The following is a 15,593-nucleotide window of genomic DNA, read 5'->3' as shown; positions in this document are numbered from 1 at the left end:
TCTAAGAATGTGGCCCTGCGGGCCGATGTTAAATTTCGCGGTTCACATCAAACTGCTCCAAGTAGTCCGCCACTCGACGCACGAATTGGCCACCTAAAGCACCGTCTACAACACGGTGGTCATAGGAGTGAGACAAGAACATCATGTGGCGAATACCAATCATATCACCGTATTCGGTCTCGATAACCGCTGGCTTTTTGCGGATGGCTCCTACCGCCATGATGGCAACTTGGGGTTGGTTGATGATCGGAGTACCCATCACATTTCCAAAGGTTCCAACATTGGTAATGGTGTAAGTTCCTCCTTGAATCTCATCAGCGCTGAGCTTATTGGCGCGTGCTCGTGACGCTAAGTCGTTGACTTTCGCCGTAAGACCTACCAAATTCAATTGATCCGCGTTTTTGATGACCGGAACAATCAAGTTTCCGCTTGGAAGGGCAGCAGCCATTCCAACGTTGATGTCTTTACGCTTGATGATGTTCTCTCCATCTACAGAGATATTGATCTGAGGGAAGTCTTTAATCGCCTTGACAATGGCTTCAATAAAGAGTGGGGTAAAGGTCATTTTTTCCCCTTCGCGAGCCAAGAAGTCATTCTTGATCTTATTTCTCCAGTTGACGATGTTGGTGACATCGGCTTCAACGTAGCTCGTCACATGTGGAGAAGTCTGCACGCTCTCGACCATGTGGTGCGCAATGAGTTTGCGCATGCGGTCCATTTCTTCAATTTCATCTCCGGGGTTAAGGGCAATATTGCCACTCTTTGCCGGAGCTGGTTTGGCTGCTGGGGTTGCTCGGGTTGAGGGCTCTACGGGAGCAGCCGCTGGAGTCACAGGAGCTGATCCTCTGTTGGCCACGTAGTTCAGCATATCCTTTTTGGTCACCCGACCACCTTGTCCGGTTCCTGCAATACCCTCCAGTTCTTCAAATCCAATCCCTTCCTTCTGTGCAATGCTGCGCACCAGCGGAGAATAGAATCGCTCGCTATCTGAGTTCGCTGGAATGTCTGATGCCGGAGCAGTCGCAGCTACGGCTTCGGCCACGCGCTCTTCAACGGCCGCAACAGGTGCTGGTTCTGGAGTGGATTCGGCTGCGGCTTCCGGAGCTGCAGAGGCGCCGCTGCCTTCGGTCTCGATGACGGCGATCGCTTGACCTACTTGAACGACATCGTCTTCGTTAAAGAGTCTCTTAACGAGTACACCTTCTACCGGAGAAGGGACTTCGGAGTCAACCTTATCTGTAGCAATCTCGAGAACGGGCTCTTCCAGCTCAACCGTTTCTCCTTCTTCTTTTAACCATTTGATGATCGTTGCCTCGGCAACACTCTCGCCCATCTTGGGCATGATCAATTCTTCTTGAGCCATGGATGTGTTTCTTCTTTTTGTGCAGGCCGCAAAATTACGCTTTCTTTTTAAGGACCTAAAACCGAAATGGTTCACCCTCCGGGCTTTCTTCCCAGCTTTTTCAGATTGCGGAATATCATGCTTATATCCAGCCAAATACGGTAATCTCGTGCGTAAAGGGCATTGAGTTTTTGCACAACCTCAATAGACTTTTCCTCGGTTGTCGGTTTTCGATCTCGTACGTCGAGTATCCCAAGGGGAGTCGCGCTAATTCCTTGAACAGGAGCTACACCCACCCAAGAGTATGAACCGCGGAGGACACCAAAAATGTTTTTGAATAGCCCTGGACCGGCAATAAAGACGAGTACAGGACTAAGTAGAAGTGCTACAAGTCCAATGAAGAGGTCCAGAAGACGCTTGTTGCGTCGAACGGGATTGCGAAGAAGCGAGCTGAGATCGACCGAACTCAAGTCATCTGGCGTAATGATTTGCTGGCTTCCGATCATAAAGTCGGTTCCCGAAGGAACTATTCGAAACTCTACTCCAGGGCGTCTAAGCCGTTCCATGTAGTCGATAATCTGACTGTGGCTCAAGTCTGATCCGCAGAAGACTAGCTCTTCAATATCAAAGACCTGGACAATTTCTTCGAGTTGATGGAGGCCGCCGAGGTAATGGTCGTCGCGTAATTCCGTGGACAAGGAGTCTACGGCCACGTAGCCCATCCATCGTTGATGCCCGTCTGCGTGGGAAAAGAGACCTCTCACGCGCTGGACCTCCGCCGGGTTTCCAATGGTCACCATGCGTTTTTGATCATTTTCGAAGGCAAACCCTTTCATTTTCAGTGCATGGAAAAGCCAGCGACTGAGCGGGATGCCCAAAATAGCCCAAATACTACCCAGTAGAATGAGTGCTCTAGAGGTCCGAAGACTTTCGGGTAGGAGGGAATAAATGACCAGAATAGCCAAAGAGCCACCGACTAGGCCGCGAATGATTTTGGCGATGCGTACCGGTTTGTCATAGCCGCCGGCCAGGAACATACTCACAAGCCAAAAGGTAATATATACGGGCATGTAGATATAGTCGTATTCTGGTGGATAACCCCCACCATCCACGAAACGGTGGTTCACTTCCCAGTATTCCTTTTGGTACTGCATCCCGCCGTAAAGTAAAAGAGCGTCAAAAAGAGGCAAGGCAATGCGGTCGAAGAATCGGCGAACAACAGCGAGTCCAGCACGGAAGTAGATGGCAGTGTTGATCAATAAAGAGTATAGTGCGGCGTTGCGAGAGCTAAAGTGCTTTTTGGCGAAGATGATCATCGCCTGATAAAAAACGAAGACATAGTTTAAGGAGCCCTTCTTGGTGCTCTCGCCTTTGTAATGGATGATTTTCGAATCGGCGAAGTAGGCATTCTTTTTGCCATCGAGAATGATACGATAGCTCAGATCAATGTCCTCGCCGTACATGAAGTAGTCCTCGTCCAAGAGTCCTATTCGGTCAAGGACATTCTTGCGCATGAGCATAAAGGCTCCGGCCAGAATCTCAACTTCGTGATTTTCGTTCTCGGAAAGATGCCCCATGTGGTATCGAGAGAAGGTAGGGCTCTTAGGGAAGAGGCTGGACAATCCAAATATCTTGTAGAAGGCGGTCATCGGTGCCGGGAGACCGCGCTTGCTCTCACGCAGGAAGTTGCCTTGTCCATCGAGCATTTTAATTCCGAGGCCTCCGACGTCTTCGTGCTCCTCCATGTAATCCAGTACCGCGTAGAAGGTGTCCTCTTGAACTACGGTATCCGGATTGAGCAAAAGAACGTATTCTGCTGAGCTCTCTCGAATGGCCTGGTTGTTCGCTTTGGAAAAGCCCGGGTTGTCTGAATTAGCGATGACACGTACCTGGGGGAATCGATCACGAACCATGTTTAGAGAATCATCCTTGGAGTTGTTGTCCACCACGAATACGTCTATGTCGTATTGTGCGTTGTGGGACTTCGCCGCGTCAATAGCTACATAGACCGAGCCGAGGCACTGCTCCAAAAAGAAGCGCACATTGTAGTTGACAATGATGACGCTTAGTTTCATAGGCGATTCAGTGAATTCTCATAGGGTATTCGATGCTGCAAGGAGCGGCCGAGGGTGACTTCGTCTGCGTATTCCAAATCATCCCCTACAGAAACCCCTCGAGCCAAGGTCGTCATCTGAACGTCTAAGTCTCGCAGTTTCTTGTACAGATAAAAATTCGTGGTATCCCCTTCAGTCGTGGCACTCAAGGCCAGGATGACTTCTGAAACATCGTTTTCGGCGCATCGCTTTACCAATGATTCAATATTGAGGTCGCTGGGTCCGATACCGTCCATGGGCGAAATGAGTCCTCCCAGCACGTGGTATCGACCTTTGTATTGAGAGGTGTTCTCAATAGCCATTACATCGCGTGTGTCTTGCACCACACAGAGGACTGATTCCTCGCGGGAGGGGTTGGCACAGATGGCACAGATATCAGCATCGGATATGTTGTGGCATTTGCGGCAAAATTTGACATCGCGCCGTAGGCGCAAAAGAGACTCCGAAAGCTGGGCCACCTCGCGCTCTTCACGCTGGAGCAGATGCAGCGCCAGACGCAAGGCAGTCTTCTGTCCGATGCCCGGAAGCTTGGCGATCTCGTGTACCGCGTCCTCGATGAGTTTTGAACTGAAGTTCACGAGGTAAAGGTAATTCATCCTTTTTAACATCTTTGCACCATGTCACCGCTCCTCGTATTGAGTCTTTTACTCGGCTATTTTGCCGTCCTGATCGGAATTTCCGCGCTGACTGGGCGCAAAGACGACAACAACACGTTTTTCCTCGGGAATCGCACCTCTCCATGGTATGTGGTAGCCTTCGGAATGATCGGAGCCTCGCTTTCTGGAGTCACGTTTATTTCGGTTCCGGGCTGGGTGGCGGACAGTCAGATGAGCTATATGCAAATGGTCCTGGGGTATTTGGTGGGGTATGCCGTCATCGCTCAGGTATTGCTCCCCTTGTATTACCGCCTTCAGCTGACGTCCATTTATACCTATTTAGATCAGCGTTTTGGTTTCTGGAGTTACAAAACCGGGGCCTTCTTTTTCTTGGTTTCGCGAATTATTGGGGCGTCGCTGCGGCTCTTCGTTGTGGCCACTGTTTTGCAAATCGCCTTGTTTGACGCCTTTGAGATTCCTTTTGAAGTCACCGTGATCGTGACCATTGCCTTGATTTGGATCTACACCTTTCGCAGTGGTATTAAGACCATCATTTGGACCGATACCTTGCAGACTGCGTTTATGCTGCTCGCTGCCGTGATAACTGCTGTGCTTTTGGCCCAACATTGGGATTATTCCTTCAGTGAACTCGTGGCGGCGGTGGACGGGGATGCCCGAAGTCAAATCTTTTTCTGGGAAGACTGGAAAGACGGTCGTCATTTTGCCAAACGCTTTTTGGCCGGTGCCTTTATCACTATTGTGATGACTGGATTGGATCAAGATATGATGCAAAAGAATTTGAGCTGCCGCTCGATTGGTGACGCGCAAAAGAACATGTATTGGTTCAGCGCCATCTTGGTTTTTGTCAACCTGCTCTTTCTTTCCCTTGGTGTCTTGCTGTATCAATACGCGGCGGAAACGGGAATTGACGCAACGGGAGACGATCTGTTCCCGACTATTGCCACACAAGGTGGTTTGGGCTTGGCCGTAGGTATCTTCTTTTTGTTGGGGTTGATTGCCGCGGCCTATTCGAGCGCGGATTCCGCACTGACATCTCTGACCACGAGTTTTAGTGTTGATTTCTTAGACATCGAAAAGATGGATGCGGATCGCCAACCTCGATTGCGAAAGATGGTCCACATCGGATTCAGCGCTGTTCTGGTCATTGTGATCCTTATCTTTAAGCAAATCAATGATCAAAGCGTCATTGCTGCGGTCTTCACGGCGGCTGGATATACCTATGGTCCCTTGCTTGGTTTATACGCTTTTGGCCTCTTTACCAAAAGAACGGTGATCGATCGCTGGGTCCCCGCTATGGCTGTAGCTTCGCCCGTGCTTTGTTATGTCATGAATAGCAACGCGGACCGCTGGTTTGGATTCTCCTTTGGTTTTGAACTACTCATCATAAACGGTGCGCTGACCTTCCTGGGCCTTTGGATGCTTAGCCGCCGTGTTAATACTTAGACTATGAATCGTTTTTTATTCCTTTGCGCGATTTTCGGCCTCACGGCCGGATGCAGCCCTACTGTTGATCCCGCAAATCAATCCACTCAAGACATGAACGCACCCGTTGCAAAGAAGATCAATAAAGACCTCACCATTCACGGCGATACGCGAGTTGACCCTTACTATTGGCTCAATGAGCGCGAGAATCCCGAGGTGATTGCCTATCTGGAAGCGGAGAATGCCTACACCCAATCCGTATTGGGGCACACAGAGGATTTTCAAGGAGCACTCTACGAAGAAATGGTTGGTCGTATACCGAAGGCCGACGCGTCGGTTCCCTATTTCTTGAACGGTTACTGGTACTACACCCGTTTTGTGGAGACTGGAGAGTATCCGATTTACTGCCGTAAAGAAGGTTCTCTGGACGCCGAGGAAGAAGTCATGTTGAATGTCAACGAGATGGCGGAAGGCTACGACTACTATCAGGTGACTGGGCTCAGTATGTCTCCGGACAACAAGATCTTGAGCTATGGTGTCGACACGGTGAGTCGCCGAATCTACACCGTGTATTTCAAAAACCTCGAAACCGGAGAGCTCTACGAGCATTCCATTCCCAATACCACGGGACGCGCCACTTGGGCCGCTGATAATGAGCACACCTTCTACGCCATTAAGGATGAAAGCTTGAGAAGCTATAAGATCTTCCGTCACCGCTTGGGTTCACCAGCGAGTGATGATGTAGAGGTCTTTCACGAAGAGGACGCCACTTTCTACACCTACGTGTACACGACTAAATCCAAAGAGTACATCGTTATTGGAAGCGGTTCAACCGTTTCGGATGAGTATCGCGTACTGAAGGCGGACGATCCAACAGGAGAGTTCCGCGTTTTGCAGCCTCGTGAACGTGATCTAGAGTTCCGCATTGCTCACTTTGAGGATCATTTCTACGTGTTGACCAATTGGGAAGCCAAGAACTTCCGATTGATGCGCACCGGGGTGGACCAAGGGGGTAAAGATACTTGGGAAGAAGTCGTGGCCCATAGAGAAGAAACGCTGCTCGAGGGCATCGAGATCTTCAAGGATTACCTGGTACTCGAGGAGCGCACCAATGGGCTCAATCAAATCCAGATTCGTCCATGGGAAGGTGAGGCTCACTACATGGCCTTTGACAGTGAAACCTACACGGCTGGGGTTGGAAACAACCCTGAATTTGACTCTCAAACGCTGCGTTACGGCTATGGTAGCTTGACCACGCCGAACAGTGTGATCGATTACGACATGGTTACGCGCGAGCGAACCGTCAAAAAGGAGCAACGCGTGCTCGGTACATTCAACAAAGAAGATTATGCTGAAGAGCGCATATGGGCGACCGCGGATGATGGTACCCAAATTCCGATGAGCGTAGTCTACAAAAAAGGCGTTGAGAAGAATGGTGCTAATCCTACCTTGATCTACGGCTACGGTTCTTATGGAGCCACGATTGATCCGGGCTTTAGCTACAGCAGGCTTTCCTTGTTGGATCGTGGGTTTGTCTTCGCTATTGCCCACATCCGAGGTGGCCAATACCTCGGTCGAGATTGGTACGAGAACGGAAAGATGCTGACCAAGAAAAACACCTTTACGGATTTTGTGGCCTGCAGCCAACACCTGATTGAAGCGGGGTACACCAGTGCTGATCACCTCTATGCCTTGGGTGGTTCAGCAGGAGGTTTGTTGATGGGTGCCATCATCAATATTGCTCCAGAGACCTACAACGGAGTCATTGCGGCCGTTCCTTTTGTGGATGTTGTGACAACCATGCTGGACGAAAGCATTCCGCTGACGACAGGGGAGTACGATGAGTGGGGGAATCCGAACGACGAAGAATACTACAACTACATCTTGAGTTATTCACCCTATGATCAAGTAGAGGCCAAGGGCTATCCACACTTATTGGTGACTACAGGACTTCATGACAGTCAGGTGCAGTATTGGGAGCCGGCCAAATGGGTAGCCAAGTTGCGCGAGATGAAGACGGATGATCACAAGCTTTTGCTGCACACCAATATGGAGGCGGGTCACAGCGGTGCATCGGGCCGATTCCAGCGCTTCAAAGAGACCGCTATGGAGTACGCATTCATTCTTGATCTAGAAGGGATTACCGAATAAGCGGCTTGGTTTTTGTTTAAAAAACGCCAATGAAACAACTTATCGCCATAGTGCTGGGCTTGGTGGGCTTCGCGCATCTGGCCGTAGGCCAAAGCATTCAAATTCTCGATGCTCAAAACCTTGAGCCCATCGAGGATGCCTATGTCTACAGCGATTCGGTTTCGGCGATTTCAGACTTTCAGGGCAAGGTGCCGTTTAAACTGTTCAACCGTGCCTCTTTGAGTGGCGAGGCCAAGCAGCTTTTTGTGCAACATGCCAGCTATCAGGCCACGACCATCAGTTTGGATGAGGTCGTGAATGCGGGCTATGTGGTTTATCTGCAGGAGAGCAAAGTGAATCTGGATGAGGTAGTGCTTTCGGCGAATCGCTGGGAGCAAGACAAGGCCGATGTGCCGATCAAGATTACTCAAGTATCCTTGAAGGAGGCACGATTGCAAAACCCACAAACCGCTGCAGATTTGCTGGGCTCCTCAGGAGAAGTATATATCCAGAAAAGCCAGCAGGGTGGTGGTTCGCCGATGATCCGCGGCTTCAGTACGAATCGAGTGCTCTTAGTAGTTGATGGTGTTCGGATGAACACGGCCATCTTTCGAGAGGGGAATGTGCAAAACGTGGTTTCCTTAGATCCGTTCGCCACACAAAACACAGAAGTCATTTTTGGCCCTGGATCCGTTATTTACGGTTCAGATGCCATTGGTGGCGTAATGGATTTTCACACCCTGGATGCCGGGACTTCACCCAACGAGGCATCATATCTGTACGGCCATGGCGCGGCGCGCTTCTCTTCCGCAAATATGGAACAGACCTACCACGGGGATATTCGCTTGAAGAATGATCATTGGGGCTTTGTGACCAGCTTTACCTCCAGCACCTTTGGAAACTTGAGGATGGGTTCTGAGGGTTCTGAGTCACTGCTTCGGCCAACTTGGCAAGCGCGAATCGATGGAAAGGATACCGTCATCACCAACGAAGATGCCCAGGAGCAGGTCCCTACGGCCTACGATCAGTGGAATTTCATGCAGAAGCTGATCTACGAGCCCGGTGAAGACTGGGATTTGACCTACGCCTTTCACTATTCTGAAACCAGTGAGGTACAGCGCTATGATCGCTTGATTCAAAAAGAAGACGATGGTTCGTTCACCAATGCAGAATGGTACTACGGTCCGCAAAAATGGATCATGCATCATTTGCGCGCTCGTTTATCGAAACCCACTGCGCTTTATGAAGAAGCGCGCTTTACGGTCGCTTACCAGCATTTTGAAGAGAGTCGCCATGATCGCAAATTTGGAGAGGACCTCTTGCGCGAGCGCTTTGAAGAAGTAGATGCGTATTCCATTAATGTCGATTTTGAAAAGGCGCTGAGCGATAGACATCAACTCTATTACGGTGGAGAGTATGTCTTTAATCGGGTGAACTCCACGGGTCGTAGCTTGAACATTGTCAGTAATGAGGTTGATGAGGTTGCCTCTCGCTATCCGGATGGTTCGAGTTGGAAGACAGCAGCGCTGTACGCCAGCCTTGAATACAAGGTCAGTGAACGGCTCTCGATGTTGACGGGTCTGCGGATTAACTACGTAGGTCTTTATGCGGAATTTGACTCCGCGTTTTTCCCTTTTCCCTTTAGTCAAGTGGAGCTGAACAACAACGCATGGAACGGGAGCTTTGGATTGGCCTGGCGCCCGACTGAGGCGTGGCAGTTCAATACCAATCTAAGCAGTGGATTTCGCGCTCCGAACATCGACGATATGGGTAAAATCTTCGATAGTGGGGATGGAATTGTAGTGGTGCCCAATCCGGATTTGCGTCCAGAGTACGCCTACAACCTCGACCTGATCGCTACGCGACGCCTTGCGGATCGTTGGAAAGTAGAGGCGGCTGGATTCTTTACGTTTCTGGATGACGCGATGGTCCGAGACGACTATACCTTCAATGGTCAAGACACCATCATTTACGACGGAACGCCCAGTCAGGTACAAGCCCTTCAAAACGCGGAAAGTGCCACGGTTTATGGGTTTCAGCTTAGTGTTATGGGTGACCTTAACCGCAATTGGTCTTTAGAGGCTCATTACAATTTTACACGGGGTGAAACCAAGGCTGGAGATGCCTTGAGGCATGTTGCACCAAGCTTTGGATCGGTTCACGTAACCTATCAGGCGAAGCGTTTCAAAGGCGATCTCAACGCGCAATTCAATGGCGAGATGCCCTGGGACCGATTGGCGCCCAGTGAGCGTCGTAAGCCAACGATTTATCAGTTGGACGAGAACGGAAACCTCCACAGTCCTTCGTGGTATACGCTAAATTTTAAGGCATTTTATCAAGTGCACCCTCGGGTACAGATCAACGGAGGAGTGGAGAACCTATTTGATCTCCGGTACCGAACCTACAGCTCTGGTGTAGTAGCTCCGGGTCGAAATTGGATGGTGGCCCTTCGGGTCGATTTCTAAAGGTTTGGTAACTTGGTTCCAATGCGCCTAATGTCTTCACTACCCAAATCCACTCCTTGGATTCTATTGAGTTGGTTCCTGCTGAATTTGATTCAGGCAGGGACAACTGGGTTAATGAACGATGAGACCTATTATTGGGTCTACACGCAATTTCCCGATTGGGGCTATCTCGATCATCCGCCGGCTATCATGGTGATGATTGCCATTGGTGAGCTCTTGGGTCATGGCCCTGTGTTCACCCGACTACTCACAGCAATTTTGTCCACGGCTAGCCTATCGATGCTGATGCAGCTCATGCCGGGCAAATCGCTGGACTTGCGGTTGTTTCTGCCACTCTTTTTAAGCCTTCCCCTTTTTCATGTCTTTGGATTCATCACGGTTCCAGATGCGCCCTTGCTCTTCTTCACGACACTTTACTTTTTGGCCCTCAAGGCCTTTCTGGAACGGGAGGATTGGCGCTCTACACTCTGGCTTCTGGTCGCTGTTACGGGAATGATCTACGCCAAGTATCACGCCGTCCTGATTATCTTCTTCACCCTCATAGCTCTGCCAAGGCTCTTTGTGCATCCTAAGTTCTACTTCATCGCAGCAGTCTCTGCTGTACTCTATGCTCCGCATATACTTTGGCAAGTACAAAACGACTACCCGAGCATTCAATACCACCTCCTGGAGCGGGCGGATGTCGACTACCGCATCGATTTCACTACAGGATATCTCTTAACCCAGATCCTAGTCTTGGGCCCGCTGAGTTTTTGGATCGTATTCCGGGCGGCTGGCCATTTTTTAAAGCGATTCCCGACCTACAGCAATGACCCCGCAAAGCGATTCCTCCGGGTGATGCAGGTGCAGTTTTGGGGCTTCTTGGGTTTCTTTTTACTCATGAGCTTTCGCGGCCTGGTGGAAGGGAACTGGACGGCACCCATGCTCATCCCGGCCGTGGTGCTGACCTACGTTTATTTGAGCAAAGAGCGGAGTGCCAAGCTCCGCCGCATAAGTATTCCCTTGTTTTGGGGTTCCACTGGATTTGTAATGTTGCTGCGGTTCCTGGTCGCTGTACCTCTGGGTGAGTTTTCCACCCAAGGGCAGCTCAAAGAGTTTCACTTCAACAAGCAGAAGGCTCTAGAAATACAGCAAGAGCTTACCGAATACCCCATTGTTTTCTACGACGGATACAAGCACCCGAGCCGCTATTGGTACTATACAGGCATTCCGGCACATGCCGAGAGCAGCATCCGCTATCGTTTGACCCAGTACGATGCCTGGCCCTTGGACACCCTGCATTGGGGTGAAACCGTTTATTGGGTTGGGGGCATGCCCAAGAAAGAGAAGTTTGGCTTCCAGCACAGTTTTGGAGACAGCACCCGATATATGATCGACTCCGCTTATTATTCTTTGAATACCCTACGGGTCGATGTCGAACTTCCCGCCGAGTGGTCTGCCTCTTCCTCGTTGCCCCTTGTGGTTCAGGTCACCAATGAATCAGCCGATTCTGTGCATTTCCCAGATGCTTACCCTGTTTGGATCACCTCAAGCCTCAAGGTGAACAAAGCAATCATAGATACCGTAAAGCTCGCTCGAATGCGCCAACTCGATTGGGGGCCGGGAGAAACGCGTAGTTACGAAGTCGTTGTGGACCGTTGGCCTGAGCCCGGCGCCTACCTGGCTCGTGTAAGCCTGCAAAAGGACTATTTTCATCCGACACTCACTGGCCCTGCCGTCAACATGATTCTTACGGAATGATGTTGGAGCTCTTGCTGCAGGGAGCTTTGCTCGGAATCCTTCTGGCCTTTCTTATTGGCCCGGTCTTTTTTGTGTTGTTGGATACCAGTATTTCCAAGGGGCCACTTGCTGCGGCAGTTTTGGACTTGGGAATACTGACCAGTGATCTCTTTTGCCTAATCCTGGCCTACCTAGCCTCGCGTCAATTGGAGCATCTAGTACAGGACAACCCTTGGTTTTTCATCGTCGGGGGAGTAGCCATCATGGCCTATGGTGTCTATCTTTTTGTCAAGCCCTTTCGCTATCAAAGACCTTCTCAAAAGCACATACCCAGTACTCGGAAAATGCTGGGCTTATTCACCAAGGGTTTTTTACTGAATATCGTGAACCCCGGAGTCATCTTGTTTTGGGTGACTGTGGTTCTTCTCGTAGGAAGCCGATACAACATGGAGCCTCGGACACTAGGGCTTCATTTTGGTGCTACTTTCTTCTTTTTCATTCTGGCCGACGCCTTCAAAATTCTCGGCGCAGAGCGGCTTAAAAAGTTGGCTCGACCACGACAGGTCTTTCGCTTCCAGCGACTCTTAGCTGGAGGGCTTGTTCTATGGGGTGCGCTGGTCTTGCTCCGCGGACTTTGGTAGGGGCAGGACTCCTGAAACCGCCAAAAAGGCATATAAATCGAGCCAAAAACGCCATAATGACATGTAAATCGGTCATTTTATCGGACCGTGAGGCCCAAAAACCCACTGGCACACATCTTGACTTAAGGAGGGGGAAGACGCGAACAAGGGTCTTCAACAAACCAGATAATCAACGATTAAAACATACAATGATGACATTGATCAAACACAACCGCAAACCGGCTTTCCCCAGCATCTTCGACGACTTTTTTATGCGTGATCTTTTTCACGACGACTTCGTGACTCGCGCAAAAGGAACGTCACCTGCTGTGAATATTGTCGAGCACGACGATGCCTTTGGATTGGCTTTTGCGGCCCCAGGACTCAAGAAGGAGGACTTCAAAATTGAGTTAGAAAACGAAACATTGGTGGTCTCTGCCGAGGTTAGCACGGAGGAGGAAACCAAGGGCAAGTTTGCGCGTAAGGAATTTAACTATGGAAGCTTTGAGCGCCGTTTTAAACTTCCCAAAAGCGCAGACATGCAGGAGATCGGAGCCACGTATGAGGATGGAATCTTGAATATTTCGATTCCTAAGAGAGAAGAAGCGAAGGTGCAGGCTCCGCGTCAAATCAGTATCGCCTAAGCACAGGCGTCTATATATCCCCAAAAGACCGCTACTGGACTCCAGTGGCGGTTTTTTTATGAATGAAATCGATGATTTCCTCGTAGACCCCAGGAGCAACGCGATCAAACTTGTAGTAGGAGGGTTTGAACCAAAGGTCAATATCCAATTCAACTTGACGATCCCCGTGTTCCATTCCGTGACTCGCCTTGGGCATTATGACACAACGAGCATACGGATTATTGGCCATGACTTCCATGAATCGAGCGCTGTTGGTTTCCCAGGGTACCACAGGATCACTGCCGCCCAAGAGGCTCAAAACAGGTATCTGAAGACTTTGGAGATCTGGTCCAGGATCATAGCTAAAACGCTGAACCCAGAGTTCCGAAATGGCCTCAGGACTGGAGGGAATATCGGTGTCCTCAAGCCAGTTCAACCAAGATTTACCCTGACCTTCATCGAGCAATCTGCGCATTTCTTTGTAGGTCTTGGAGGGGTTGCGGGTTTCGAAGGTCAAATTCGTATAGCGCTCAATGGCCAGGGAGTCCGCTTGTGAATAGCCGTACACCTTTCCAAAGGCTCGAGCTCCGTCGAGTTGTTGTCCTTTCACCGAGGTTGCCGGCCCCACTACGGTTATTAGAAAACCGGGTTTCGGATTGCATTTGGCCGAGGCCGCCGGACTGATCCAGCCGCCTGCGCTGTAACCGATAAATCCAGAACGTCCGGGCGTAAAGGCCTCTTGACTGGTCAGGGTGTCGAAAACAGCTACGGCGTCAGCCACCAATTCATCGTGGACGGCCAGTGCGCAATCTCCGGTGCTTTGCCCGGTTCCTCTCTTGTCGTACATAAACACGGCAATTCCCTGCTTGCTCAAGGCTTCCGCTTTACCGATAAATCCGGATCGATCGCCGCAACCTCGTCCATGGATGAGAATAGCGAGGGGTAGCGGTTCTGTACTCGCGGGAACCCAAAGCTCTCCGTTTAGTTGAACCTCACCTCGATTGATGGTCCAATCTGTCTTTTCAACGGGATTGTTTTTTCCCGGACGAACGACGGCTTTCATATGGAAGTCAAGGCGACTTAAGTCGTAGTCCACATGACCAATCCACTCTCTGTATACGGAGTCGAATCGGGCCGTTGTCTTCCCCCAATAAGTATTGAAGGTATAGAGGCCAACGCTGTCCCTTTGCATTTCACTTTCGAGGAAGCCGTAATCGGTCCATTCCGGGATACGCGAACGGATCATAAGGGCGTCTCCTTCTCGATATATTTCAGCATCGATAAACTGCAGGGAATGCTCCCATTGGTAAGCTCCTCGGTAATGTCCTTCCGGCTCCGTTTTCCAGTGCAGGACTTGGCCTGAAACAAAGAATGAGGATAGGAGGAGGGCTAGGATTCCGACAATACGCATGGTCTAGGGTTGAAGGTTGACCAATAAGGTATTCTTTTTCAGAGAACTAACTGCGCCGATGAACCAATAAAACCTCGCGGATGTTCACTGAATATGGAAAACGTCAAAGGCCCGATTCTCCTGGCCACACTTTACTTAGTACTCTATGCCCTTTCTCCATTCCTGGGTATTGTACCCCTAACTTCGCTATTGTTTTTCTTAAGTCCGATTCCGGTCTTTTGGATGGTCTATAAAGTCCTCAAAGATGGTGTCGAAAGCGATAAGCGATGGGAAGACGGTCATTTTTACGACCACCCCTGAAGTCCTCAGGCCGCTATGGCGTGCCCAATGAGGTACATCAATGGAAAGAAAGTGGCGCAGGCGATTTTGATGAGAAGTTGTTGGGTGCGCGGGGTGGTGAAGCGGTTCATAGTGGGGATTTGTTTGTTCTACGAAGCAAAACAAGGGCAAATCGTCGGGAACCGAATTAACGTCTGTTAATTCTCAATCATTTTCTTCTTCTTTGAGCCGGTTCTTGATCCGCGAGAGCGATACTGGCGTCATTCCGAGCATAGACGCCAAGTTCTTCTGAGAAACGCGATCCAATAATTTGGGATGACGTTCGGCAAAGACTTTGAAACGCTCCTCCGGTTTGTATAGGATGTGGAATTGAACCAAGTCGATCATCTTATCCAGAGCCCGTTCCATACCCCGAACCTTGAACTGTTGTAATCTTGGATTCCTTTTCTCGAGCTCGTCCATTACTTTGGAATCGAACTGAAGGCACTGAATGGGCTCCATGACCTCCGCGTAGAACAGACCGGCTTCTCCACGAAGTACCGTTTGAACCGAAGCGACGTGATCACCGCGCTCCATGTAGGCCAGAGTTTTCTCTTCTCCATCGCTCTGCATGGTATACAAGCGCACAAGTCCACTCATTAAAATACGCACGTCTGTTTCCTTTTCACCTTGATGCAGCAATAGGGTCCCCGCTTCATACTTCCGGATTTTCGAGGCCTTAACAATCTCCGTGAGGTCGTTGAGGCTGACCGTGGTGAAGGTGTCTTTTAAAAACCGTACAGTGGATGCCAAATCGGCCATAGGTGGGTGTACTGATGCTGTTAAAATAAAAAGGCCCTGCGGAAATCGCA

12 protein-coding genes are annotated in these 15,593 nt (G+C 50.1%); 7 read left to right on the top strand and 5 right to left on the bottom strand.

What is annotated here, in order from left to right:
• Positions 1-28: 28 nt before the first annotated feature.
• The 3 genes from HZ996_12090 to recR form a co-directional block, all read right to left on the bottom strand.
• Positions 29-1,363 (bottom strand): 2-oxo acid dehydrogenase subunit E2, encoded by a 1,335-nt coding sequence (locus tag HZ996_12090; GenBank protein QTN39853.1) that lies wholly within the window; start codon positions 1,361-1,363, stop codon positions 29-31.
• 71 nt (positions 1,364-1,434) lie between these two features.
• A complete protein-coding gene (locus HZ996_12085) occupies positions 1,435-3,417 on the bottom strand; it encodes a glycosyltransferase (GenBank protein ID QTN39852.1) in 1,983 nt (660 codons plus the stop codon).
• Entirely contained in the window at positions 3,414-4,034 is a 621-nt protein-coding gene (gene recR / locus HZ996_12080; GenBank protein ID QTN40050.1) for a recombination protein RecR, read from the bottom strand. The genes HZ996_12085 and recR overlap by 4 nt, the downstream gene beginning before the upstream one ends.
• A gap of 39 nt (positions 4,035-4,073) precedes the next feature.
• On the opposite strand from recR, the gene HZ996_12075 reads away from it, so the two are divergent.
• The 6 genes from HZ996_12075 to HZ996_12050 all read left to right on the top strand — a co-directional run bounded on the left by HZ996_12075 (position 4,074) and on the right by HZ996_12050 (position 13,073).
• On the top strand, positions 4,074-5,516 hold the full coding sequence (locus HZ996_12075) for a sodium:solute symporter (protein ID QTN39851.1): 1,443 nt from the start codon (positions 4,074-4,076) through the stop codon (positions 5,514-5,516).
• A gap of 3 nt (positions 5,517-5,519) precedes the next feature.
• Positions 5,520-7,646, top strand: coding sequence for a S9 family peptidase (locus tag HZ996_12070; GenBank protein ID QTN39850.1), 2,127 nt, complete (start codon positions 5,520-5,522; stop codon positions 7,644-7,646).
• A gap of 29 nt (positions 7,647-7,675) precedes the next feature.
• Positions 7,676-10,090, top strand: a complete 2,415-nt coding sequence (locus tag HZ996_12065; protein QTN39849.1) for a TonB-dependent receptor — start codon at positions 7,676-7,678, stop codon at positions 10,088-10,090.
• A gap of 21 nt (positions 10,091-10,111) precedes the next feature.
• On the top strand, positions 10,112-11,830 hold the full coding sequence (locus HZ996_12060) for a glycosyltransferase family 39 protein (protein ID QTN39848.1): 1,719 nt from the start codon (positions 10,112-10,114) through the stop codon (positions 11,828-11,830).
• Entirely contained in the window at positions 11,827-12,450 is a 624-nt protein-coding gene (locus HZ996_12055) for a LysE family transporter (protein QTN39847.1), read from the top strand. Before HZ996_12060 ends, HZ996_12055 begins: the two co-directional genes overlap by 4 nt.
• Positions 12,451-12,641: 191 nt before the next feature.
• The gene (locus HZ996_12050; GenBank protein QTN39846.1) at positions 12,642-13,073 is read left to right on the top strand and encodes an Hsp20/alpha crystallin family protein; all 432 of its coding nucleotides are present in this window, start codon (positions 12,642-12,644) and stop codon (positions 13,071-13,073) included.
• Positions 13,074-13,104: 31 nt separating this feature from the next.
• Here HZ996_12050 and HZ996_12045 read toward each other — a convergent pair whose 3' ends face one another.
• The gene (locus HZ996_12045; GenBank protein QTN39845.1) at positions 13,105-14,463 is read right to left on the bottom strand and encodes an alpha/beta fold hydrolase; all 1,359 of its coding nucleotides are present in this window, start codon (positions 14,461-14,463) and stop codon (positions 13,105-13,107) included.
• A gap of 93 nt (positions 14,464-14,556) precedes the next feature.
• On the opposite strand from HZ996_12045, the gene HZ996_12040 reads away from it, so the two are divergent.
• Positions 14,557-14,763, top strand: a complete 207-nt coding sequence (locus tag HZ996_12040) for a hypothetical protein (GenBank protein QTN39844.1) — start codon at positions 14,557-14,559, stop codon at positions 14,761-14,763.
• A 183-nt stretch (positions 14,764-14,946) separates the two neighbouring features.
• On the opposite strand, the gene HZ996_12035 is transcribed toward HZ996_12040, so the two are convergent.
• Positions 14,947-15,543, bottom strand: coding sequence for a Crp/Fnr family transcriptional regulator (locus HZ996_12035; protein ID QTN39843.1), 597 nt, complete (start codon positions 15,541-15,543; stop codon positions 14,947-14,949).
• Positions 15,544-15,593: the final 50 nt, after the last annotated feature.

Source organism: Cryomorphaceae bacterium, from assembly GCA_017798125.1.
Classification (GTDB): Bacteria; Bacteroidota; Bacteroidia; order Flavobacteriales; family ECT2AJA-044; genus ECT2AJA-044.
Note: the sequence above shows the minus strand (reverse complement) of the source record. Positions and strands in the feature narration are given on the sequence as shown.

Bases quoted from the DNA above. Each gene is read 5' to 3' on its own strand.
- HZ996_12090 (QTN39853.1), bottom strand. From the start codon at position 1,363: ATGGCTCAAGAAGAATTGATCATGCCCAAGATGGGCGAGAGTGTTGCC.
- HZ996_12085 (QTN39852.1), bottom strand. From the start codon at position 3,417: ATGAAACTAAGCGTCATCATTGTCAACTACAATGTGCGCTTCTTTTTG.
- HZ996_12075 (QTN39851.1), top strand. From the start codon at position 4,074: ATGTCACCGCTCCTCGTATTGAGTCTTTTACTCGGCTATTTTGCCGTC.
- HZ996_12070 (QTN39850.1), top strand. From the start codon at position 5,520: ATGAATCGTTTTTTATTCCTTTGCGCGATTTTCGGCCTCACGGCCGGA.
- HZ996_12065 (QTN39849.1), top strand. From the start codon at position 7,676: ATGAAACAACTTATCGCCATAGTGCTGGGCTTGGTGGGCTTCGCGCAT.
- HZ996_12060 (QTN39848.1), top strand. From the start codon at position 10,112: ATGCGCCTAATGTCTTCACTACCCAAATCCACTCCTTGGATTCTATTG.
- HZ996_12055 (QTN39847.1), top strand. From the start codon at position 11,827: ATGATGTTGGAGCTCTTGCTGCAGGGAGCTTTGCTCGGAATCCTTCTG.
- HZ996_12050 (QTN39846.1), top strand. From the start codon at position 12,642: ATGACATTGATCAAACACAACCGCAAACCGGCTTTCCCCAGCATCTTC.
- HZ996_12045 (QTN39845.1), bottom strand. From the start codon at position 14,463: ATGCGTATTGTCGGAATCCTAGCCCTCCTCCTATCCTCATTCTTTGTT.
- HZ996_12040 (QTN39844.1), top strand. From the start codon at position 14,557: ATGGAAAACGTCAAAGGCCCGATTCTCCTGGCCACACTTTACTTAGTA.
- HZ996_12035 (QTN39843.1), bottom strand. From the start codon at position 15,543: ATGGCCGATTTGGCATCCACTGTACGGTTTTTAAAAGACACCTTCACC.